The organism is Variovorax sp. Varisp36 (genome assembly GCF_047304235.1).
In the GTDB taxonomy this organism is placed as follows: Bacteria; Pseudomonadota; Gammaproteobacteria; order Burkholderiales; family Burkholderiaceae_C; genus Variovorax.
Genome location: NZ_JBGLYU010000026.1, coordinates 33,589 through 54,019 on the forward strand (window position 1 = coordinate 33,589; position 20,431 = coordinate 54,019).

Sequence of the window (20,431 nt, forward strand, 5' to 3'; positions counted from 1 at the left end):
TCCTTCCGGTTCGGTTGCGTGCTTCAGACCGGCAGCTTCTTGCTGTAGTCGATCAGCATCGTCGAGCAGACGAACAGGCCGGCACCGGCCGCCGTGAACAGCATCAGCGCCATGAAGTACGAGCCGGTCGCCTGCACGATCAGGCCCACCACGATCGGCACGCCGATGCCCGCGACATTGCCGCCGAGGTTCATGGTGCCGCCGAGGAAGCCGACCCGGGCACGCGTGCCGAGGATCGACGGCACGCACCAGAACAGGCCGCACCAGCGCAGGAAGAACAGCGTCACCGACAGCAGCACGACCACGGCGACCGGGTCCTTGATCTGGGTCACCATGAAGATGGCGATGGTGGCGATGATCGACGAGATGCCGAACAGCGTGCGCAGCACCTTGCTCTGCGAGGCACCGGCCGCCTGCCACTTGTCGGCCAGCCAGCCGCCGAACATCTCGCCGACGAAGCCCGAGAAGAACATGATGAACACCGCGCCGCCCATCTGCTTGATGTCGAAGCCGTGCACCTTCGACAGGTAGTTGGGCATCCACGTGAGCAGGCCGTAGAACAGCGCGTTGAAGCACATCCAGCCGAAGAACATGCCCCACACCGAGCGGTAGCGGAAGAAGTCGAGCACCCGGCCGCTCGCGTCGGCCGATTCCTTGGCGGCGTCGGCGGCGTGGCTGGCCTCGATGTAGCGCGCTTCGGCCTCGTTCACACCGGGATGCTGGCGTGGATGGTTGCGGATGTAGCTCCAGGCGAAGTAGCCTGCCACCACGGTGCCGACGCCGGCGATGACGAACGCCAGGCGCCAGGACCCGAGCACGGCGATCAATGCCGAGATCAGGATCGCGCCCAACGCGGCACCCAGGGGGGCACCGCCGTCGAGCAAGGTGGCGCCGCGCCCACGTTCGGTCTGGGTCATCCAGATGCCGTTGAGCTTGCCGCCCGCGGGGTAGATCGGCGCCTCCGCCGCGCCCAGGCCCAGCCGCGTCAACAGCAAGGGAACCCAGCCCGTGCAGAGGGCAGCGATGGCCTGGAAGGCGCCCCAGCCCACGGTCGCGCCAGCGATGACGACGCGCGGGCCGAAGCGGTCGGCCAGCATGCCGCCCGGGATCTGCATCAGCGCATAGGTCCAGAAGAACGAACTGAGCAGCAGGCCCTGCACGGCCGGGCCGATGTCGAATTCCTTGGCGATCAGCGGCATGGCCACCGAAAGCGAGGCCCGGTCGATGTAGTTGATCGAGATCAGGAACAACATCATCAGGAAGATCTTCCAGCGCACCTTGGTGGGCTGGTGGGCGGCGTCGGGGGCTGCGGCGGTCGCCTTGGCGCCGTCCGTCATGGTGTTTTGCATCGGTTTGTCTCCTTGCAGTGGCACGGATGCCAGCCTGCAGGAAAAGGACCCGGCACGCTGGCGAACTTTGCAGTCGCGGGTCGGGCTGGTCCGGGCCAGTGCACCACCGAGGCTGTCGGGCGTAATCTAGGCTTTGTTGAAATTAACGTCAACATTATTGTTGACAATATTGTTGACGATAGTGGTAAGCACCTAGCGGCGGCGTCGCCCTGCGGTGCCGCTGCTGTTGCGCCCGCTTACCCGAGAAGCAATGGAAGTTCGAGTGCTTTTGCTAAGCTGATCAGTTGCATGCACGCCAACCGAGGCAAAGCGAAACGCCGAACGGGCACACCAAGGGGTGCAGGCTGCCAAAGACGCTCTGAAAATGATAAATTTTCATTTGAAATCAATGACTTACAATAATTTATGAAAATCGCCACCTGGAACGTCAACTCCCTCACCGCACGCCTGCAGCACGTGCTCGACTGGCTCATCGCCAATCCGGTCGACGTGCTGTGCCTGCAGGAGCTCAAGATGACCGACGACAAGTTCCCGCTCGACGTGCTCAAGTCGGCCGGCTACGAAGCGGCGGTGTTTGGCCAGAAGACCTACAACGGCGTGGCGGTCCTCAGCCTTGCACCAATGCGCGACGTGGTGAAGAACATCGGTGGCTTCACCGACGACCAGTCGCGCGTGATCGCGGCCACCATTGAAACGCCGTCGGGTCCGCTGCGTGTGGTCAACGGCTACTTCGTGAACGGCCAGGCGCCGGGCACCGACAAGTTCGAATACAAGCTGAAGTGGCTCGACGCGCTGCGAGACTGGCTGCGCCAGGAAATGGTGTCGAACCCGAACCTCGTGCTGCTGGGCGACTTCAACATCACGCCGGAAGACCGCGACAGCTTCGACCCGGTGGGCCTGAAGGAAACGATCCACCACACGACCGAGGAGCGCAACCATTTCAAGGCGCTGCTCGACCTGGGCCTGACAGACAGCTTTCGCATGTTCGAGCAGCCCGAGAAAAGCTATTCGTGGTGGGACTACCGCATGCTGGGCTACCAGAAGAACCGCGGGCTGCGCATCGACCACGTCCTGGTGAGCCAGCCGCTGGTGCCGCGCGTGAAGGGCTGCGTCATTGACCGCGTGCCGCGCAAATGGGAAAAGCCGAGCGACCATGCGCCGGTGGTGCTCGATCTGGACCAGGGGGCCTGACCGATGGCCGCGCCCACCCGCATCGCAGGCCGCATCGCATTGGCGGCCACCGCACTCGCGCTGTCCGCCTGCTCCCTGCTGAAGCCCACTGACAAGGCCGAAGGCGGTACGGGCGCCACCGCGACCGCCCCCGCCGGCGAAGCCGTGGCGGACGACCGCAACGTGCCCACCGTGCGGCTGATCACTGCACAAACGCCGGCCGTGCGAACGTACCGCAAGATCGGCGCGCGCCACATCTACAACAAGTACGCAAGCCGCATCTACAAGGGCAAGATACCGCCGCTGGTGTATGCGGTGGTGGTGGTCGAGACCGAGATCGACGCCACCGGGAAGGTAGTGAACGTCACGTTCAGCCGCACGCCGAGCCATGCGCCCGAAGTGCCGCCGATGATTGCCGAACTGATCAAGGCCACGTCGCCGCTGCCCAATCCGGGCAAGCTGGGCGGTCACACGTACGTTGACACCTGGCTCTGGGACAAGAGCGGGAAATTCCAGATCGATTCGCTGACGCTCGGCCAGCGCAGCAGGTAGCTTGGCACACCCCCTGCAGGGGGCGATACCGGCGGCCCGGCAAAGCCGGTTCCGCGGCATCCCTGCTGGGGTCGCGTCGTAAAAAAGCCCCGAAGGGCCTTCTCATTCGATCCCGAGTTCCTGGATCTTTCGGGTGATGGTGTTGCGCCCGATGCCGAGCTTCTGCGCGGCCTCGATGCGGCGGCCTCGCGTGTTGGCCAGGGCCGTGAGGATCAGCCTCGACTCGAAGCGGCGCGTGAGCACGTCCCAGACGTCGGTGCGGCCCGCCGCCAGCAGCGCCTGCGCCTCGACCTCCAGGCCACTTTCCCAACTGCTCACGCCTGCATGCGCTTCGGTGGATTCGGATACGGCGGGCACGGGCGCTGACTCACCGCTGGCCGCAATCGGCGGCGATGCGACGGGCTGGGCCATCGCAGCCGGCGCGGCAGCCACGGCTTCGGGCACGTGGGCCTCGGCGCCTGCACCGACGGCCATCACCTCGGGCGGCAGGTCCTTCGCTTCGATCAGCTGGGCCGGTGCCATCACGGTCAGCCAGTGGCAGATGTTCTCGAGCTGGCGCACATTGCCCGGAAAGCTGAAGGCCGCGAGCCTGGCCAGCGCCGCGTCGGAAATGCGCTTGGGCTCGACGCCGAGCTGGCGCGCGCTCACCTGCAGGAAGTGGCGCGTGAGCGCGGGCACGTCTTCGCCGCGTTCGCGCAATGCCGGCAGGCGCAAGCGGATCACGTTGAGGCGGTGGAACAGGTCTTCGCGAAAGCCGCCGAGCTTGACGCGCTGCTCCAGGTCCTGGTGGGTCGCGGCGATCACGCGCACGTTGGCCTTCACCGAGTTGTGACCGCCCACGCGGTAGAAATGGCCATCGCTCAGCACGCGCAGCAGGCGCGTCTGCAGGTCGAAGGGCATGTCGCCGATTTCGTCGAGGAACAGCGTGCCGCCCTCGGCCTGCTCGAAGCGGCCGCGGCGCATGGTCTGCGCGCCGGTGAAGGCACCGCGCTCATGGCCGAAGAGTTCGCTCTCGAGCAGGTCCTTCGGGATGGCCGCGGTGTTGATGGCCACGAAGGGGCCGTTGGCGCGCGGCGAGTGCTTGTGCAGCGCACGCGCCACCAGTTCCTTGCCCGAGCCCGATTCGCCGGTGATGAGCACCGTGACGTTGCTCTGCGAGAGCCGGCCGATCGCGCGGAAAACGTCCTGCATGGCGGGCGCCTGGCCGAGCATCTCGGGCGCGGCGACCATGCGTTCTTCGGCGACTTCCTCGCGCTGGCTTTCGTCGACGGCGCGGCGGATGAGCTCGACCGCGCGCGGCAGGTCGAAGGGCTTGGGCAGGTATTCGAAGGCGCCGCCCTGGAAGGCCGAGACGGCGCTGTCGAGGTCTGAAAAGGCCGTCATGATGATGACGGGCAGGCCGGGATGTTTGGCCTTGATCTTGTCGAGCAGGTCGAGCCCGGAGCCGCCGGGCATGCGGATGTCGCTCACCAGGACCTGGGGACCTTGCTGATCGTCGTCGGCGGCCTGTTCGAGTGCTGCGAGCACCTCGCGCGTGTTCGTGAAACTGCGCGTGGGCAAGTCTTCGCGCAGCAGAGCCTTCTCGAGCACGAAGCGAATCGATTGGTCGTCATCAACTATCCAGATCGGCTTCATGCATCTCCTTGTTGCCGGGCTGCTAGGGCAGCGGTATCAATATCTTGAAATCGGTTCGGCCCGGGACGCTGTCGCACTCGATCACGCCGTGATGCTGTTGCACAAAAGTCTGTGCGAGCGTCAATCCCAGCCCCGTCCCGCCTTCCCTGCCCGATACCAGCGGATAGAAGATGCGGTCCTTGATCGTGTCCGGCACACCCGGTCCATTGTCGATGACATGCAATTCCAGTGCCAGTCGATACCACTGCTTGTTGAAGATCACCTGGCGGGCGATGCGCGTCTTGAAAGTGATCTGCGCATCGCCGGCCGCGCGGCGCTCGGCCAGCGCCTGCGCAGCGTTGTGCGTGATGTTGAGCGTGGCCTGGATGAGCTGCTCGCGGTCGCCGCGGAACTCGGGAATCGACACGTCGAAATCGCGCTCGATGTGCAGGTCGCGCGGAAACTCCGCAAGGATGACCGAGCGCACGCGCTCGCACACCTCGTGGATGTTGACGTCACCCACCACGTGCGGACGGCGGTGCGGTGCCAATAGCCGGTCGACCAGCGTCTGCAGCCGGTCAGCCTCGTGGATGATGACCTGGGTGTATTCGATGAGGTCGCGCGATTCGACCTCCATCTGCAGCAGCTGTGCCGCGCCGCGGATGCCGCCGAGCGGGTTCTTGATCTCGTGCGCGAGGTTGCGGATGAGTTCCTTGTTGGCTTGCGCCTGGTCGATGAGGCGCTCTTCGCGGTCCTGCCGCACCTGATGCTCGAGCGGCGACATCTCGATGATGAGTTCGCCCTTCTTGTCGCCATGCGCGAGCGTGACCTGCACCGGCATGAGCTCGTGGTTGACGCGGCGCAGGAAGGCTTCGTAGCGCAGGGTGGCGAAGTCGTTGCTGCTCGCGCCGTCGATCGCCGTGCGCAGCACCTGCGGCTCGTGAAAGCACGCACCGAACTGCGACCCTTCGAGGGTGCGCCGCGATGTGCCCAGTGCGTCTTCGAGGCCTGCATTGGCAAACAGCACCGAGCCGTTGCTGTTGACCACCGCGATCAGCGTGGACAGCAGGTCGAAGGACTGGAAGCGCGGATTGGCGCCGCTCGCCTTCTTCCCGAACACCATATGGCTATTGCGGCTGCTGCTTGTTCGGCAGGCGGCCGATCTCGCGGCGGATGCCGGCGATGTCGCTTTCGTTGCGCGCCAGCTCGGCCTTCATTTCGGCGACGCGGTCCAGGTACTTCTGGTAGTTGCGGCCTTCGCTGCCCTGCTTTTCAGGCTCGCCGTTGTTGTATTCCTTCTGCAGCTCGGCCTGGCGTGCCTCCGCCTTCTTGAGTTCAGCTTCGAGCACCGAGCGCGCCTCGCCGTCGCGCGCGCGCTGGTCGACACCTTCGACACGCGGGCTGCCCGCCGGTGCGCGTGCCGCGGAGGAGCCACCGGACGACGCGGAGCCGCCAGAAGTTTTCGTGCCTTGCACGACCGTGACGTTGCCGCCTTCCATGACCTTGCAGCCCTTCTGCTGGGCGATGGTGGCGTTGTTGGTGTACTCGTTGCCGCAACGCCAGACGCGCTCCTGCGCGAGCGCCGGTAGCGCGATCAATGAACCGGCCAGAAAAATGAGAGAAGCAGTCTTCATGTGTATCGGTGGAGGGCGGCGACAAAGGTGCATTTTCGTGCAATTCGATGCCAACCGTGACCAAATGTTCCAGGCCAATGAAAAAGGACGGCCGAGGCCGTCCTTTTGTCTTGAATCCCCGTCAGGGGCTCGCCTTTACAGCGAGTAGTACATGTCGAACTCGACCGGGTGGGTCGCCATGCGGAAGCGCGTGACTTCCTGCATCTTCAGCTCGATGTACGCATCGATGTATGCATCGGTGAACACGCCGCCCTTGGTCAGGAACGCACGGTCCTTGTCCAGGTATTCCAGGGCCTGGTCGAGGCTGTGGCAGACGGTCGGGATCAGCGCGTCTTCTTCCGGCGGCAGGTGGTACAGGTCCTTGCTGGCGGCTTCGCCCGGATGGATCTTGTTTTCGACGCCGTCGAGGCCCGCCATCAGCAGCGCAGCGAAGCCGAGGTACGGGTTCATCAGCGGATCGGGGAAGCGCGCTTCGACGCGGCGGCCCTTCGGGTTGGCCACGAACGGAATGCGGATCGAGGCCGAGCGGTTCTTGGCCGAGTAAGCCAGCTTCACCGGGGCTTCGAAGCCGGGCACCAGGCGCTTGTAGCTGTTGGTGCCGGGGTTCGTGATGGCGTTCAGGGCGCGGGCGTGCTTGATGATGCCGCCGATGTAGTGCAGGGCGAAGTCCGAGAGACCTGCGTAGCCGTCGCCGGCGAACAGGTTCTTGCCGTCCTTCCAGACCGACTGGTGCACGTGCATGCCGGAGCCGTTGTCACCGACGATGGGCTTGGGCATGAAGGTGGCGGTCTTGCCGTAGGCGTGGGCCACGTTGTGGATCACGTACTTCTGCAGCTGGACCCAGTCGGCGCGCTGGACCAGCGTGCTGAACTTGGTGCCCAGTTCCATCTGGCCGGCGTTGGCCACTTCATGGTGATGCACTTCGACCGGGATGCCGAGCGATTCGAGCACCAGGCACATTTCCGAGCGCATGTCCTGGAAGCTGTCGACCGGGGGAACCGGGAAGTAGCCGCCCTTGACTGCGGGACGGTGGCCGGTGTTGCCGTGCTCGTATTCCTTGTCGGTGTTCCACGAGGCTTCTTCGGAGTCGATCTTCACGAAGCAGCCCGACATGTCGTTCTTCCAGCGGACGCCGTCGAACACGAAGAACTCGGGTTCCGGACCGAAGAAGGCGGTGTCGCCCAGGCCGGAGGCCTTCATGTAGGCTTCGGCGCGCTTGGCGAGCGAACGCGGATCGCGCTCGTAGGCCTTGCCGTCGGCGGGGTCGATCACGTCGCAGGTCAGGATCAGCGTCGTTTCTTCGAAGAAGGGGTCGATGTTGGCGGTGTTCGGGTCGGGCATGAGCTGCATGTCCGAAGCTTCGATGCCCTTCCAGCCGGCGATGGACGAACCGTCGAACGCGTGGCCCGAGGTGAATTTGTCTTCATCGAAAGCCGAGACCGGCACGGTGACGTGCTGCTCTTTGCCACGGGTGTCGGTGAAGCGGAAGTCGACGAACTTGACCTCGTTTTCCTTGACGAGCTTGAGTACATCGGCGACGGTCTTTGCCATCAGTTTCTCCTGAGTTGGATGGTGGTTAGGAATACAGGGACGAGGGATGCAGTTTCTGTGCCATTGTCGCCTCACCGGACGACGCTTTGGCGAGCGCTGCAAACCCCAAATAGAGGCGGAAATTCACCAAATTGGTGCAATCGACATCAGCGCACCAATTCTGGGCCAAGCTTGGCATCAAAGGTGTGCAACCCTTCGATCAGCTGGATATAGGCGGCATCGAGCCGGCCGGGGTCGCCTTTGACGCCCAGCTCGATGTGCCGGCCATATTCAGGGTGGTCGACACTGGGCAGGCTGAACACCTTGATGCCGGCGTGCGCGGCCTCGATGGCCTGCATGAGCGGGGTCAGCGTGGCTTCCATGGCACCGAAAACGATCACCGATTTCTCGGCGACGGCATTGCGGGTGAACAGGTCGGCGTAGCGACTGTCGAGCACGGACTCGATCATGGGCCAGGCCATGACCGGAAAGCCCGGCACGAAATGCACGTGGTCGATGCTGAAACCCGGAATCTTGTTGTACGGGTTGCGGATGATGGTCGCGCCCTGCGGGAACACGCCCATGTTGAGGCGGTGGATGTTGTCAGGACGGTCGGGCTCATAGGGCAGGCCCTGTTCGTCCGCCGTGTCCCGCATGCGTTCGCGGATCAGCATCTCGGCTTCGGGGTGCAGCGCGAGCGGCACGCGCAGCGCCTGCGCAGCGCACTGGCGGGTATGGTCGTCGGGCGTGGCGCCGATGCCGCCGGTCGAGAAAACGATGTCGCCCGAGGCAAAGGCACGCATGAGCGCGGCGGTGATGCGCGTGGGCTCGTCGCCCACGTACTCCGCCCAGCCGAGCTGCAGGCCGCGCGCGGCGAGCAGCTCGATGACCTTGGCCATGTGCTTGTCGGCCCGCTTGCCGGAAAGGATCTCGTCGCCGACGACGATGAGACCGAATGCGCGTGTCATGGTGAACCCCATTGAGAGAGTGCGGCCTTGCTGGCTCCCTCGGCTTCGAGGGCCGACGTGGTGCCGGCGGCGGTCGACGCTTCGGCCACGGCGCGCTGGGCGCGCAGCTGCGCCAGCGCGTCGAGGCAGTAGTGCGCGAACCAGAGCGCCGAGAAGGCGAAGACCAGTGTGTAGATCCAGATGGCGATCGGCACCAGCACGAAGAAGGCGGCGGCGAACAGCAGGCCTGATGCCCAGACGATGCTGGGCGCGGCGCCCAGGTAGCCGCAAAGCACGCCGATGCACAGCAGCGGCAGCCGATGCGCGCGCAGCAGCGCGGTGCGCTCCTCGGGGCTGGCATGCTCGGCCAGCGCATCGAAGCTCATCACGCGGTAGGTGAGCCAGCCCCAGATCAGTGGCGGCAGGATCAGCACCAGCGGCGGAATGAGCCACAGCGGCATCGACACCACGAGGGCGATCAGCGCCAGGATGGTGACGCCCAGCGAACGCGCGACGCTGCCGAAGAACGAAGCGCCCTTTTTCTGTTCGAGCGAGGGAAAGCGCCGCTCGGCCACCAGCTTGGTCAGCGCGGGCGCCATGAAGCCGGCCACGATCAGCAGGCAGAGCACCACGATCACCGGGGTGGCGGCAAACACCACGACCAGGGACGCCAGTGCGGAAGTGACGTCACCGGAGAAAAGACGGCCGATCCAGGCCCAGAAGCTCGACAGCAGCGGCCAGGCGTCGAGCGCGCCGCGCGTCCATACGACCGCGTCGTCCCAGTAGAAGTAACCGAGCCCCGCGGCCAGCACCACCATCAGGCCCAAAGGCAGCAGCGACAGCACGATCACGCGCGGCAGCATGCAATAGGCGACCGCGCGCCAGAAGGAGTCGAGGAGCAGGCGCATGAGGCAGCGAGGATAACGCGTCGGACGCGCCTTTCAGGGCCCGGAGCCCCTCAGCCGCGACCGGCCATCCGCTTCAGGCCGAGCCACTGCTGGGCCCAGAAGCCACGGCCGTAGTCGCGCACGCGCCCAGTCGCGTCCGGCTCGACCTGGTCGCGGATGCCGGTCGGGTCGTAGCGGTCCTCGAAGTTCGCGGTGCGAAACAGCATGTCCCACCACGGCAGCAGCACGCCGAAGTTGTGGCCGCCCAGCGTGCTCTTGCCGTTCGACTCGTGCCCCAGTCCGATGCTGTGGTGCAGCCGGTGGAAGCGCGGGCTGATCCACAGCCGCTCGCCGATGGCGCCGAAGCTCAGCCGCAGGTTGGCGTGCTGCAGGCTTTCGCTGAGCTGCGTGAAGGCGACGAAGGCGATGAACTGCCCCGGCGCCACGCCGATCAGCTGCGCCACGATGACGATCAGCGTGTCATGGACGATGTCGTCGAGCAGGTGGTTGCGGTCGTCGCTCCACATGGTCATCTGGCGCTGCGAGTGGTGCAGCGAATGCAGGCCCCACCACCAGTTGAACTGGTGCTGGCCGCGATGGATCCAGTAGCCGACGAAGTCGAGCACCACGAGGTAGATGGCGAAGGCCACCACCGGCACGTCGGTCACGCCGGGCCACACCTCGTCGAGATGAAAGGTGCCCCACCCCGCCGTGCGCAAGCTGCCCAGTGCGTCGTCGAAGAAGGGCTGCAGCGTGAAGAACAGCGCCAGCCGGAACAGGCCGAGGCGGTGGATCAGCGTGTAGAGCACGTCGATGCGGACCGCATGGCGATCGACCACCGGCTCCACCGAGCGCCAGCGCTGCAGCGGCCCGATGACCGCGATCAGCACCAGGATCTGGATGAGGCCGACCAGCAGCCAGCCGGTGGCATCGAAGGCGTCCTCGGTCCAGCCGCCGAGGCCGACGGCATAGACCAGCGGCTGCACGGCGGTCTCGAAGAACCAGCCCTGCAGGGCGGAAAAGGCGTCTGTCAGCCAATCGATCATGGCGGCAACTCGGTCAGGGGTGGGATGCGATCCAGGCGCGGAAGTCCGGATGCTGGCGCAGCGTCTGGAAACAGAAGCCCTTGGCCTTGAGACCGACGATCAGCGGCTCGAGGTTGGCCGGCGCCCACGGGTCCTTGCGCGACCAGATGCCCAGGTGCGCGAGCAGGATGTCGCCAGGGCGAATGGTGTCGAGCGCCTGCGTCAGCAGCCTGGCGTTGCTGAACTTCTCGCTCGGCAGTTCGTCGCCGAGGAAGCCGGCGGGTGCCCAGCCGACGTACTTGTAGCCGCAGCCCTCGGCGGCGGCCAGCAACGCGGGGGACGTCTTGCCGCCCGGCGCGCGGTACAGCGGCAGCGGTTTCTTGCCCGTGATGGCGGCCAGGCGGTCGGACGACTTGCGGATGTTGGCGCAGTACTCGGCCGCGCTCCAGGTCGATTCCTTGCCGTCCTGCGGGCCGGCCGAAGGCTTGATGCGGAAGCTCGGCGGCGCGCCCTTGACGTCGGCGCGCCAGTACGCGTGGTCGTAAGTGTGGGAGCCGAACTCGTTGCCCTCGGCCGCCCTCGCCTTCCACCACGGCGCCCAATGGTCGTCGAGGCTGTCGCCGTCGGTCTGGGTGCGCTCGGCGGCGGCGAAGAAGGTGACGCGCACGTCCTGCCGCTTGAGCACGTCGGCCACCAGCGGGGCGACGCCCATGTGGCCGGTGTCGAAGGTCAGGTACACGGGCTTTTCGCAGGTGGCGCCCGGCTGCGCGCCCCAGGCCACGGGCGCCAGGGCCCCGGCCAGCGACAACGCGAGGGCCGCGCCGATGCGGCTAGATGCGCTTGCCATGATCGAGCGTCCAGACACCGTGCGGCGAACGGCCGACGTTGACCTGGCGCACGACCTTGTTGCTGGCCAGGTCGACCACGCTGAGCTTCTTGGCCCATCGCGAAGTCACGTACAGCGTCTTGCCATCGGCCGAGACGTCCATGCAGTCGGGGCCACCGGGCACGGGATAGTTCGCGATGACCTTCAGCGTCGCCAGGTCGATCCGGCTGATGCTGTTGGCCACGCGGTTGCTCACGAACACGCTCTTGCCGTCGCCGGCCGAACGGAAGGCGTGGGCGCCCTTGCCGGTGGGGATCTTGCCGACCAGCTTCGGCTCGGCGCCGGCCACGTCGAACACCTGCACGCCGTCGCTGCCGGTCAGCCCCACCAGCAGGGTCTTGTCGTTGTGCACGCCGAAGATGTCGGCCGGCATGGTGCCGGTGGCGGTGCGCCACTTGACGGTCTGCGTCGGCAGGTCGATGGCGATCATCTCGTCGCTGTCCTGCATCGTCACGTAGGCGATGGTGCTGGTGTTGTCGATCCAGATGTGGCTGGGCGTCTTGCCGCTGGCGATGCGCTTGGCCAGCTTCAGGTCTTTCCCGTCCCAGCGGTAGATGTCGACGTGGTTCAGGCGGTTGCCCGCCGTGACGAACCACTTCATGTCGCGCGAGAACTGCAGCTGGTACGGATCGATGATGCCGTAGACCACGCGCTGCACTTCGGCCGTGCGGGGGTTCAGGAAGGTCAGCGAATCGCCCGCCGAGTTGGCCACGATGACCGATTTCTCGTCGGGCGTCATGTAGAGGTGGTGCGGCTCCTTGCCGGTGGCGATGCGCTGCTTTTCCGTCCAGTCGACCGGATTGATCACGCTCACGTTGGCATCCAGCGAGTTGAGCACGAAGATCGGCGGAGGTTCGGCCGGCGCGGCAGCAGCGGTGTGTGCCGCCAGGGCCGTCAGACAGGAAAGCAGGAAGGCCGCGGTGCGGCCGTTCGGTCGAGCAGGGAGTCGCAAGGGAAGGTTCCGAGAGAGAGCTGCGAATCTTAACGGCCAGGTCTTATGGCTGGCTGACCGGGAATACGCTCTTTCGCTCGCTTTTCCCCTCTATTTCGCCGGTTTCGCCGGCTTGGCCGGCGCGCGCAGCGCCGCGACCTCTTCGGCCGTCAGCCACCGCCACTGCCCCGGCGCCAGGTCGCCGGGCAGCGCCAGGTCGCCGATGCGCGAACGATGCAGTCCCTCGACCCGGTTGCCGACCGCCGCCAGCATGCGCTTGACCTGGTGGTATTTGCCCTCGGTAAGCGTGAGCCGCAGGTGCAGCGGGCTGTCGGATTCGCAAGCGGCCGCGCGCACGGGCTTCGGGTCGTCGTCGAGCACGACGCCGGCCAGCAGCTTCGCGATCTGCGCTTCGTCCACCGGGTGCTTGGCCGTCACTTCATAGACCTTCGGCACATGATGCTTGGGCGAACCCATCTTGTGGATGAACTGACCGTCGTCGGTCATCAGCAGCAGGCCGGTGGTGTCCTGGTCGAGCCGGCCGATCGCCTGCACGCCCTGCACCGCCCCCTTGTTGGGGCGCAGGCGCAGCGGCGACGGCAGCAGCGTGTAGATGCTCGGGTAGGTCGAGGGCTTCTGGGAGCACTCGGTGCCGGCCGGCTTGTGCAGCATCAGATAGGCCTTCTCGTGGTACGCCCACGCGGTGCCCTGGACGGTGAAAAGCAGGCCGTCGGGATCGAGATCGGCAAAGGGGTCGGTCACGGCCTGGCCCGCGACGGTCACGTGGCCTTGCTGGACCAGGCCCGCGCACACGCGGCGCGTGCCGAAGCCTTGGGTGTAGAGGATGTCTTGCAGGTGCATGAAAAATGAAAAAAGCGGCCGTGCCGACAAGGGCACGACCGCCTTCTAGTTTGCCGCAGTATCAGTAGCCGGCGGCCAGGCCGGTGTTGCGGCGGGGGTCGTTGGCGCCATAGAAGCGGTTGGCGCCGACCGGCTTGCCGCCAAGGGATGGCGCACCGACGATGATCGCCGCCAGGTGGTTGGCCGGCTGCGGCACGCCCAGGTTGTGGCCCATGTCGGTCAGGATCTTGCGCGTGTCGGGGCTCAGCGCGAAGGTCTCGACGTTGGTGACGTCGGGCAGCCACTGCTGGTGGAAGCGCGGCGCGTCGACGGCCTCCTGCACGTTCATTCCGTAGTCGACGACGTTCAGGATGGTGTGCAGCACAGCCGTGATGATGCGGCTGCCGCCCGGCGTGCCGACCACGAACACCGGCTTGCCGTCCTTCGACACGATGGTCGGGCTCATCGAGCTCAGCGGGCGCTTGCCCGGCTCGATCTTGTTGGCCTCGCCCTGCACCAGGCCGTAGAGGTTGGGCACACCCACCTTCGCGGTGAAGTCGTCCATCTCGTTGTTCAGCAGCACACCGGTCTTGGCAGCCGTGACCTTGGCGCCGAACCAGTCGTTCAGCGTGTAGGTGACCGACACCGCGTTGCCCCACTGGTCGGTGATCGAATAGTGGGTGGTGTTGCTGCCTTCATGCGGCGCCACGCCGGGCTTGATGTCCTTCGAGACGCCGGCCTTCTTCGGGTCGATGGCGGCGCGGATCTTCTCGGCGTAGCCCTTGTCGAGCAGTCGCTCGAGCGGGTTCTTCACGAAGTCGGGGTCGCCCAGGTAGCTGTTGCGGTCCACGTAGGCATGGCGCATGGCTTCGATCTGGTAGTGCACCGATTGCGCCGAGCGGAAGCCCAGGTCCTTGAGCGGATAGCCCTCGAGGATGTTGAGCATCTCGCAGATGATCACGCCGCCCGAGCTGGGCGGCGGCGCCGACACCACACGGTAGCCGCGGTAGTCGCACTCGACCGGCGCGAGTTCGCGCGTCTTGTACTGGTCGAGGTCGGCCTGCGTGATGATGCCCTTGCCGGCCTGGCTGGAAGCCACGATGGCCTGGCCCACCCAGCCCTTGTAGAACCCCTCGGTGCCCTTGGCGCTGATTTCCTTCAGCGTCCTGGCGAGGTCTTTCTGCACCAGCTTCTGGCCGACGGCGAAAGGCTCGCCCTTGTTGAGGAAGATCGCGCCGGAGACGGGGTCCTTCTTGAAATCGTTGGTGGCCGTGAGCAGCATGTCGATGTCGCCCTGCTCCAGCGCGAAGCCCTTGTCGGCCAGCTGGATCGACGGGGCGATCAGGTCGGCGCGCTTCATCGTGCCGTACTTTTCGCGCGCGTACTCCATGCCGGAGACCGAGCCCGGCACGCCCACGGCGAGGTGCCCGTTGGTGCTCAGGCCCTTGATGACGTTGCCGTCCTTGTCGAGGTACATATTGGCCGTGGCGGTCAGCGGCGCCTTCTCGCGGAAGTCGAGGAAGGTCTTGCGGCCATCGGCCAGCTGCACAGTCATGAAGCCGCCGCCGCCGAGATTGCCGGCGGCCGGATACACCACCGCCAGCGCATAACCCACGGCCACCGCCGCATCGACCGCGTTGCCGCCGCGCTTGAGCACGTCGACACCGACCTTGCTGGCCAGGTGCTGCGCGCTCACGACCATCCCGTGCTCGGATGCGACGGGCGCCACCGACGCGGCATTCGCCGCGCCGGCGGCCGCCAGCGCGAGCACCGCGGCGACGGCAGCGCGCAGCTTCGGGGTCCATTGGATTTGTTGCATGTGAAAGTCTCCTCTTGGGCGTGATGAAGAATGAAGTTCAGGCCGTCAGCAGTGCCTTGCGGCGCAGGGCGTCGAGCGCCAGCGCGACCTGCTGGCGGGCGAATTCCTTGACTGCCGGCGGGTCGGTCAGCGGCTTGTCGTCCTTGACGAAGCGCAGGCGATCGCTGCGCACTTCCGCTTCGAGATGCTCAGCCAGGGCGTCGTGCGAGTGTGTGCCGTCGAGCAGCGGCAGCAGGCTTCGCTCGAGCAGCGTCAGCACCACGGGCTCGTGCCATTGATTGCAGGTGTTGGCTGTGGCACCGGCGCCTGACGCAAGGCCGGAAGCACCCCGAACAGCGGGCAGGACCCGCGGCCGGTCGGAAATCGCGTCGGCCGCCGGCACCGCAGTGCGGCGGATGCGCAGGGCGCCGAGGATCAGCAGCTCCTCGAGCATGGCCAGCACGGCCGCCTCGACTTCGGCGGGCGGCTGCGCCGTGAGCGCGGAGGTGGCCTCGATGAGGGCCGGGACCGACATCGACGCCGGATAACGCATGTCGAGCAGATGCGCCACCGCCTTGTGCACCGGTACCCGCAGCGTGACCTTGCGGCCCTGGATCGCGCTGCACGGCTGCTCGCGGGCATCGAGCGTGAGCGCCTCGCCGCCGTCGGCCTTGAAGACGCCGGCGAACTCGAGCAAACGGATGCGCGCGGGCTCCAGCTTGTAGCGGATATGCCTGGCCTGCTCCTGCTTGACCAGCAGGGTCTGGCGGAAGGTGCGATTGACCAGGAAGTCGAGGTACTGCTCCATCATGACCTGGCTGCCGCCGCATTCGCGCAGCAGCGGATCGCGCACCTTGTCGCCGTAGTTCTGCACGAACATCGTCGACGGCTCCGCATCGGCCAGGTAGGCGAGGCCGTGAACGTTCGCGCGCGCCACGAACTCCTTGAAATAGCACGGGGCGTTGCAGGGCTCGAGGAACTCGTGCAGCAGGTACGAGCTGTTGGCGCTGCGCACGATCGGCATCGCCTCCTCGAGCGTCTTCTTGAGCACGCTGTCGGCGCGGGCCGACTGCTCGAGGAAATCGAGCATGCCGCGTGCATAGGACAGCTTTTCGTCGGGCGTATCGCGTGGGCCACCGCGCAGGATCATTGCGTCGCGCACGATCTCGCGCGCCTTCCAGCCGGGGTACACGTTGTAGCTCACATAGGCCACGCCGCTCGGCGCGAGGTTCTCCGAGCAGATGCGCAGGATCGCGTCCTGCACCGGGCCCGGCACCCAGCTGTAGACGCCGTGGCACACGATGTAGTCGAACTGGCCGAACGAGGCGTCGATGTCCGCAAGGTTGAAGGCCTTGAGCTCGATGTTCGACAGCCCGGCGCGCCCGATGGCCGCCATGCCCTGCGCCACCTGCACCGTCGAGAGGTCGACGCCGATCGCAGAAGCCTCGGGGTGGCGCGCCGCAAAGGGAATCAGGTTGCCGCCGGCCGCGCAGCCGAGCTCCAGCACGCGGGCCGTTGCAGGGGACGGAACATCGAGCCCGAAGAGAAATGCCAGCGCTTCCAGATGCTCCATTGCCGACTGTGGAAACGGATGCGAGTCATAGGGCACCGTGTCGTAGTAAGTGGTCAACTCTGAAGTCAGCGAATCCGGCACGGGCGTCCTTTTCGGGATCTGGGCAAGCGGCAGTGCCTTGGTACGGGCACCGCGGGCAGCGATGGATTGCAGCAAATGCAATGTGACAACGCTGGCCGACTATAGCCCGCGTTCGGGCAAAAAAAACGAGCCCGCGCAGGCCGCGCGAATGGCACAGAAAAAAGCCCAGCCGCGAGGGCTGGGCTTGAAAGCCTCTCTGCTTGGCATGCATCGAGGTCCCCGCACAGGTTGACCAGCGGGGGACGGTTACCCGTCAAGGAGAAATTTCGGCTGGGACACAGTTTACTGTATATTTATACAGTCTTTTCAGAAAGGATACCTGCCATGTCTCTGACCGAAGAAACAACCGCTGCGCCCAACCACGCGCTCAAGGAAGCGCTGGCCTGGATCTCGAAGTTCGCGCACGCGTGGAAGGCCATCGAGCCTTCGCCGAGAAGCCTCAGCATCGACGGCTTCATCATCTGGGGGCCTGTGCTCTACGAGAAGCACAAGAGTGAAGATCCCGTGCGGTTGGCGCACCAGTTGTTCGGCAAGTCCGGTGAATACTTCAAGTATCTCTACCCCGAGCGCGGGCCCGGCTCCAGCGATCGCCGGTCTTAGAATGACCCGATGAATTGGCGCACACTGCTTCCGCTTGCCTTGGTCCTCACCGGCTGCTCGACACCCCCCAACGAAGTGACGCAGGTTCGCGACGGCGTGCTGCGGGCCAAGACATACGTACAAGCCTCGGACTATTGCGACGCGCGAAGCAAGACGCCGCGCTGGCTCGGCAAGGCGCCTGCAGAACAGGGCGTCCTGTTCCAGTGCAACTGAGTCTGGGCGCTGGACATGGTCCAGCATCTGCAAGCCCTTGTTCAGTGAGGCCCGCGTTGAGAAATGTGGTGGAGCTGGGGGGATTTGAACCCCCGTCCGCAAGCCTTCATCGCGCAGTTCTACATGTTTAGTGATCTGATTTGAGTCTCGCTTCCGGAGTCGCGCAGTCACACGCTAAACCGGACGCCAGCACCCTATTTTCTCGCCCCGACCCAAGGTACCCGGATCGGAGCCAGCCCATGTAATTATCCTTGCAGCCGGGAGGTCAGGATTGCTCCAGACCCCCTTGCCCAGCCCATCGGCCAACTGTTGCAAGGCTCACTGGCAATTAAGCAGCGAGTGCGAAACGTTCGTCGTTTGCAGTTAGTTTGTTTGAATCTGTTTTACGAGCGCATTCAGCTCGACATGCCCCGCTGCGACTCCGAACCCACGTCGAAACCAGTGCAGCCCCAAGCCTCACATTTTAGGCTCTATTGAGTAACTTCAAGAGCTCAAGGGGCGAAGAGATTGAAGCATCCGCCTGCCAGAGCGTCGAATCGGCCTGCGGCCCCATGTAGCCATAGGTCGCCGCAACCGTGCGCATGCCCGCAGCCCGGCCCGCGATGATGTCGCGCTCGTCGTCGCCGACGTAGACACATGCCTCCGATGGCACGCCGAGCCGGCGCGCCGCCTCATGCAAGGGCTCGGGATGCGGCTTCGCAAATGGCGTGGTGTCGCCGCTCACTACCGCGCCCGCACTCGCGAAAAGCGGAATGGCGCGCGTCAGCGGATCGGTAAAGCGCATCGACTTGTTGGTGACGACGCCCCACAGCAACCCAAGCTCGCGCAGCGCCTCGATCAGCGCCTGGATACCGTCGAATACCTGCGTGTTGAGCAGCATGCGGCGCTCATAAGCCACGAAGAACTCTTCGCGCAGCTCATTGAACTCGGGCGAATCCGGCGTGATGCCGAAAGCGATACCGAGCATGCCGCGCGCGCCTGCTCCGGCCATGGGGCGGTAGCGCTCCAGCGGGTATGAATGGAGGCCGCGATCGGTGCGCATCTTGTCGGCTGCAGCACCCAGATCGGGCGCACTGTCGATCAGCGTGCCGTCGAGGTCGAACAGCACGGCCCGCGTCTGCGCGCCCATCATTTCCTTGGATCCGGCGAGGCCGGCTTCTGCGTGGCGAACATGTAGTTGACGCTGGTGTCGCCGCTGAGCCAGTAGCGCCGGGTCAACGGGTTGTGCTCCATGCCGCGGGTGTGCCGCAGATCCAAGCCCGCCGCGCGGCAGTAGCCGGCCAGTTCGCTGGGCCGGATCAGCTTTGCATATTCGTGGGTCCCGCGCGGCAGCATGCCGAGGACGTACTCGGCGCCCACGATCGCAAACATGAACGACTTCAGATTGCGGTTGATCGTCGAGAAGAACACCCAACCCCCCGGCTTGACGAGCGCTGAGCAGGCCTGGATCACCGAGGCTGGCTGCGGCACATGCTCGAGCATCTCCATGCAGGTGACGACATCAAAGCTACCGGGCTGTTCGGCGGCCAGCGCCTCAGCACTGATTTCGCGGTACTTCACTCCGCGGGTGCCGGCCTCGAGCGCATGCAGTTGCGCGACCTTGAGCGCCTTGCCCGCAAGGTCGATGCCCAGCACCTCGGCACCCTTGCGAGCCATCGAGTCGGCCAGGATGCCGCCGCCGCAGCCGATATCAAGCACGCGGCGCTGCGAAATTGGCGCAATTCCGTCAATCCAGTCCAGGCGCAGCGGATTGATTTCATGCAACGGGCGGAATTCGCTCTCCAAATCCCACCAACGATGTGCGAGCTCTGAAAACTTGGCCAGTTCGGCGGGATCCGCATTCACGTTTTCTGTCATACAGCGATTATGAAACGAGCAATGACCGATAAGCACCGTGTCGGCTTTGCCGACAAAGGATCAATCGCGAATTCGACGGCCATAAAAAAACCCCGCCTAGGCGGGGTTTTCATGATCGATGGAATCGATTGATTAGTTGGCGCGAGTGCCGACCACTTCGATTTCCACGCGACGGTTCTTGGCGCGGCCTTCCTTGGTGCGGTTGTCAGCCACAGGCTGCTTCTCGCCCTTGCCTTCGGTGTAGACGCGGTTGCGTTCGATGCCCTTCGAGACCAGGAAGGCCTTGACGGCTTCGGCGCGACGCACCGACAGACGCTGGTTGTAGGCGTCCGTACCGATCGAATCGGTGTGGCCCACAGCGATGATGACTTCGAGGTTCACGCCACGGATCTTCTCGACCAGGTCGGTCAGCTTGGCGCGACCTTCGGGCTTCAGAACCGACTTGTCGAAGTCGAAGAAGGCGTCAGCAGCGAAGGTCACCTTGTTGGCAGCGACTTGCGGCGCGGCCGGTGCGGCCGGAGCAGCAGGGGTCGGAGCAACAGCAGCCGGAGCAGCAGGAACCAGAGCGCCGTCGCAACCAGCGGCAGCCGTAGCCGGCGTCCAGTTGGCATCGCGCCAGCACAGTTCGTTCGTGCCGTTCTTCCAAACCAGTTCGCCGGTGCCGTTTTGCCAGTTGTCGATCGTAGGACCGCCGTCCGCAGCGGTGACACGGGTCTGCGCGCCGGCGGCAGTGGCGAGCGCAGCGACTGCAAACATCATCGCCACTTTATTCAGTTTCTTCATGGTTCTCCTCTTGGGGAAAAAGCCGCAGCCGCGCTGCGAATCAAGGACGCTTTAAGTGACCACCACCCAAAACGTTGAGGCGATTGTGCCATAGGGTCTTTGGCAAACAGGCCGCTGGACAGCCCGGAAGCGTAGGACGGAGGCGGAATAGGCCGCTTGTG

Annotated in this window: 20 protein-coding genes and 1 other RNA gene; 4 read left to right on the top strand and 17 right to left on the bottom strand. The window is 65.1% G+C overall.

Annotated features, from left to right (window positions below):
* Positions 1 to 23 precede the first annotated feature (23 nt).
* On the bottom strand, positions 24 to 1,337 hold the full coding sequence (locus tag ACCD11_RS16640; RefSeq protein ID WP_086012090.1) for an MFS transporter: 1,314 nt from the start codon (positions 1,335 to 1,337) through the stop codon (positions 24 to 26).
* A 417-nt stretch (positions 1,338 to 1,754) separates the two neighbouring features.
* Here ACCD11_RS16640 and xth point away from each other — a divergent pair, with 417 nt between their 5' ends.
* Complete coding sequence (xth, locus tag ACCD11_RS16645) at positions 1,755 to 2,540, top strand: exodeoxyribonuclease III (RefSeq protein ID WP_413314730.1); 786 nt, start codon at positions 1,755 to 1,757, stop codon at positions 2,538 to 2,540.
* Positions 2,541 to 2,543: 3 nt separating this feature from the next.
* Entirely contained in the window at positions 2,544 to 3,071 is a 528-nt protein-coding gene (locus ACCD11_RS16650; protein ID WP_413314731.1) for a hypothetical protein, read from the top strand.
* Positions 3,072 to 3,173: 102 nt separating this feature from the next.
* Here the strand turns inward: ACCD11_RS16650 and ntrC are convergent, their stop codons facing one another.
* From ntrC to ACCD11_RS16710, 12 genes are all read right to left on the bottom strand, one after another.
* Positions 3,174 to 4,706, bottom strand: a complete 1,533-nt coding sequence (gene ntrC / locus ACCD11_RS16655) for a nitrogen regulation protein NR(I) (RefSeq protein ID WP_413314732.1) — start codon at positions 4,704 to 4,706, stop codon at positions 3,174 to 3,176.
* Positions 4,707 to 4,728: 22 nt separating this feature from the next.
* Entirely contained in the window at positions 4,729 to 5,808 is a 1,080-nt protein-coding gene (gene glnL / locus ACCD11_RS16660) for a nitrogen regulation protein NR(II) (protein WP_056510423.1), read from the bottom strand.
* Between the two features lie 4 nt (positions 5,809 to 5,812).
* A complete protein-coding gene (locus ACCD11_RS16665; RefSeq protein WP_007829405.1) occupies positions 5,813 to 6,319 on the bottom strand; it encodes a hypothetical protein in 507 nt (168 codons plus the stop codon).
* A gap of 135 nt (positions 6,320 to 6,454) precedes the next feature.
* A complete protein-coding gene (glnA, locus tag ACCD11_RS16670) occupies positions 6,455 to 7,870 on the bottom strand; it encodes a type I glutamate--ammonia ligase (RefSeq protein ID WP_007829403.1) in 1,416 nt (471 codons plus the stop codon).
* Positions 7,871 to 8,016: 146 nt separating this feature from the next.
* Positions 8,017 to 8,817 (bottom strand): competence/damage-inducible protein A, encoded by an 801-nt coding sequence (locus ACCD11_RS16675; RefSeq protein WP_413314733.1) that lies wholly within the window; start codon positions 8,815 to 8,817, stop codon positions 8,017 to 8,019.
* Positions 8,814 to 9,704 (bottom strand): EI24 domain-containing protein, encoded by an 891-nt coding sequence (locus tag ACCD11_RS16680; protein WP_007829399.1) that lies wholly within the window; start codon positions 9,702 to 9,704, stop codon positions 8,814 to 8,816. Before ACCD11_RS16680 ends, ACCD11_RS16675 begins: the two co-directional genes overlap by 4 nt.
* Before the next feature lie 50 nt (positions 9,705 to 9,754).
* Positions 9,755 to 10,729 carry a sterol desaturase family protein gene (locus ACCD11_RS16685; RefSeq protein WP_413314734.1) on the bottom strand — a complete coding sequence of 325 codons (975 nt, stop codon included), beginning with the start codon at positions 10,727 to 10,729 and terminating at the stop codon, positions 9,755 to 9,757.
* A 13-nt stretch (positions 10,730 to 10,742) separates the two neighbouring features.
* Positions 10,743 to 11,555: a polysaccharide deacetylase family protein gene (locus ACCD11_RS16690; RefSeq protein ID WP_413314736.1), complete on the bottom strand. Its 813-nt coding sequence runs from the start codon at positions 11,553 to 11,555 to the stop codon at positions 10,743 to 10,745.
* A complete protein-coding gene (locus ACCD11_RS16695; RefSeq protein WP_007829392.1) occupies positions 11,539 to 12,546 on the bottom strand; it encodes a YncE family protein in 1,008 nt (335 codons plus the stop codon). The genes ACCD11_RS16690 and ACCD11_RS16695 overlap by 17 nt, the downstream gene beginning before the upstream one ends.
* A gap of 90 nt (positions 12,547 to 12,636) precedes the next feature.
* Positions 12,637 to 13,386, bottom strand: a complete 750-nt coding sequence (locus ACCD11_RS16700; protein ID WP_007829390.1) for a pseudouridine synthase — start codon at positions 13,384 to 13,386, stop codon at positions 12,637 to 12,639.
* A 61-nt stretch (positions 13,387 to 13,447) separates the two neighbouring features.
* On the bottom strand, positions 13,448 to 15,184 hold the full coding sequence (ggt, locus tag ACCD11_RS16705) for a gamma-glutamyltransferase (RefSeq protein ID WP_413314737.1): 1,737 nt from the start codon (positions 15,182 to 15,184) through the stop codon (positions 13,448 to 13,450).
* Positions 15,185 to 15,221: 37 nt separating this feature from the next.
* Positions 15,222 to 16,793, bottom strand: a complete 1,572-nt coding sequence (locus ACCD11_RS16710; protein ID WP_237726042.1) for a class I SAM-dependent methyltransferase — start codon at positions 16,791 to 16,793, stop codon at positions 15,222 to 15,224.
* A 348-nt stretch (positions 16,794 to 17,141) separates the two neighbouring features.
* Between ACCD11_RS16710 and ACCD11_RS16715 the strand changes: the two genes are divergently transcribed.
* Together ACCD11_RS16715 and ACCD11_RS16720 are read left to right on the top strand one after the other, a co-directional pair.
* On the top strand, positions 17,142 to 17,417 hold the full coding sequence (locus ACCD11_RS16715; protein WP_007829385.1) for a hypothetical protein: 276 nt from the start codon (positions 17,142 to 17,144) through the stop codon (positions 17,415 to 17,417).
* A gap of 9 nt (positions 17,418 to 17,426) precedes the next feature.
* Complete coding sequence (locus ACCD11_RS16720; RefSeq protein ID WP_413314738.1) at positions 17,427 to 17,630, top strand: hypothetical protein; 204 nt, start codon at positions 17,427 to 17,429, stop codon at positions 17,628 to 17,630.
* Positions 17,631 to 17,696: 66 nt separating this feature from the next.
* Here ACCD11_RS16720 and ssrA read toward each other — a convergent pair.
* The 4 genes from ssrA to ompA form a co-directional block, all read right to left on the bottom strand.
* Positions 17,697 to 18,081, bottom strand: a transfer-messenger RNA (tmRNA) gene (gene ssrA / locus ACCD11_RS16725).
* 12 nt (positions 18,082 to 18,093) lie between these two features.
* Positions 18,094 to 18,759 (bottom strand): HAD family hydrolase, encoded by a 666-nt coding sequence (locus ACCD11_RS16730; protein ID WP_042672795.1) that lies wholly within the window; start codon positions 18,757 to 18,759, stop codon positions 18,094 to 18,096.
* Entirely contained in the window at positions 18,759 to 19,487 is a 729-nt protein-coding gene (gene ubiG, locus ACCD11_RS16735; protein WP_413314739.1) for a bifunctional 2-polyprenyl-6-hydroxyphenol methylase/3-demethylubiquinol 3-O-methyltransferase UbiG, read from the bottom strand. Before ubiG ends, ACCD11_RS16730 begins: the two co-directional genes overlap by 1 nt.
* A gap of 132 nt (positions 19,488 to 19,619) precedes the next feature.
* The gene (gene ompA / locus ACCD11_RS16740) at positions 19,620 to 20,270 is read right to left on the bottom strand and encodes an outer membrane protein OmpA (protein WP_007829381.1); all 651 of its coding nucleotides are present in this window, start codon (positions 20,268 to 20,270) and stop codon (positions 19,620 to 19,622) included.
* Positions 20,271 to 20,431 lie beyond the last annotated feature (161 nt).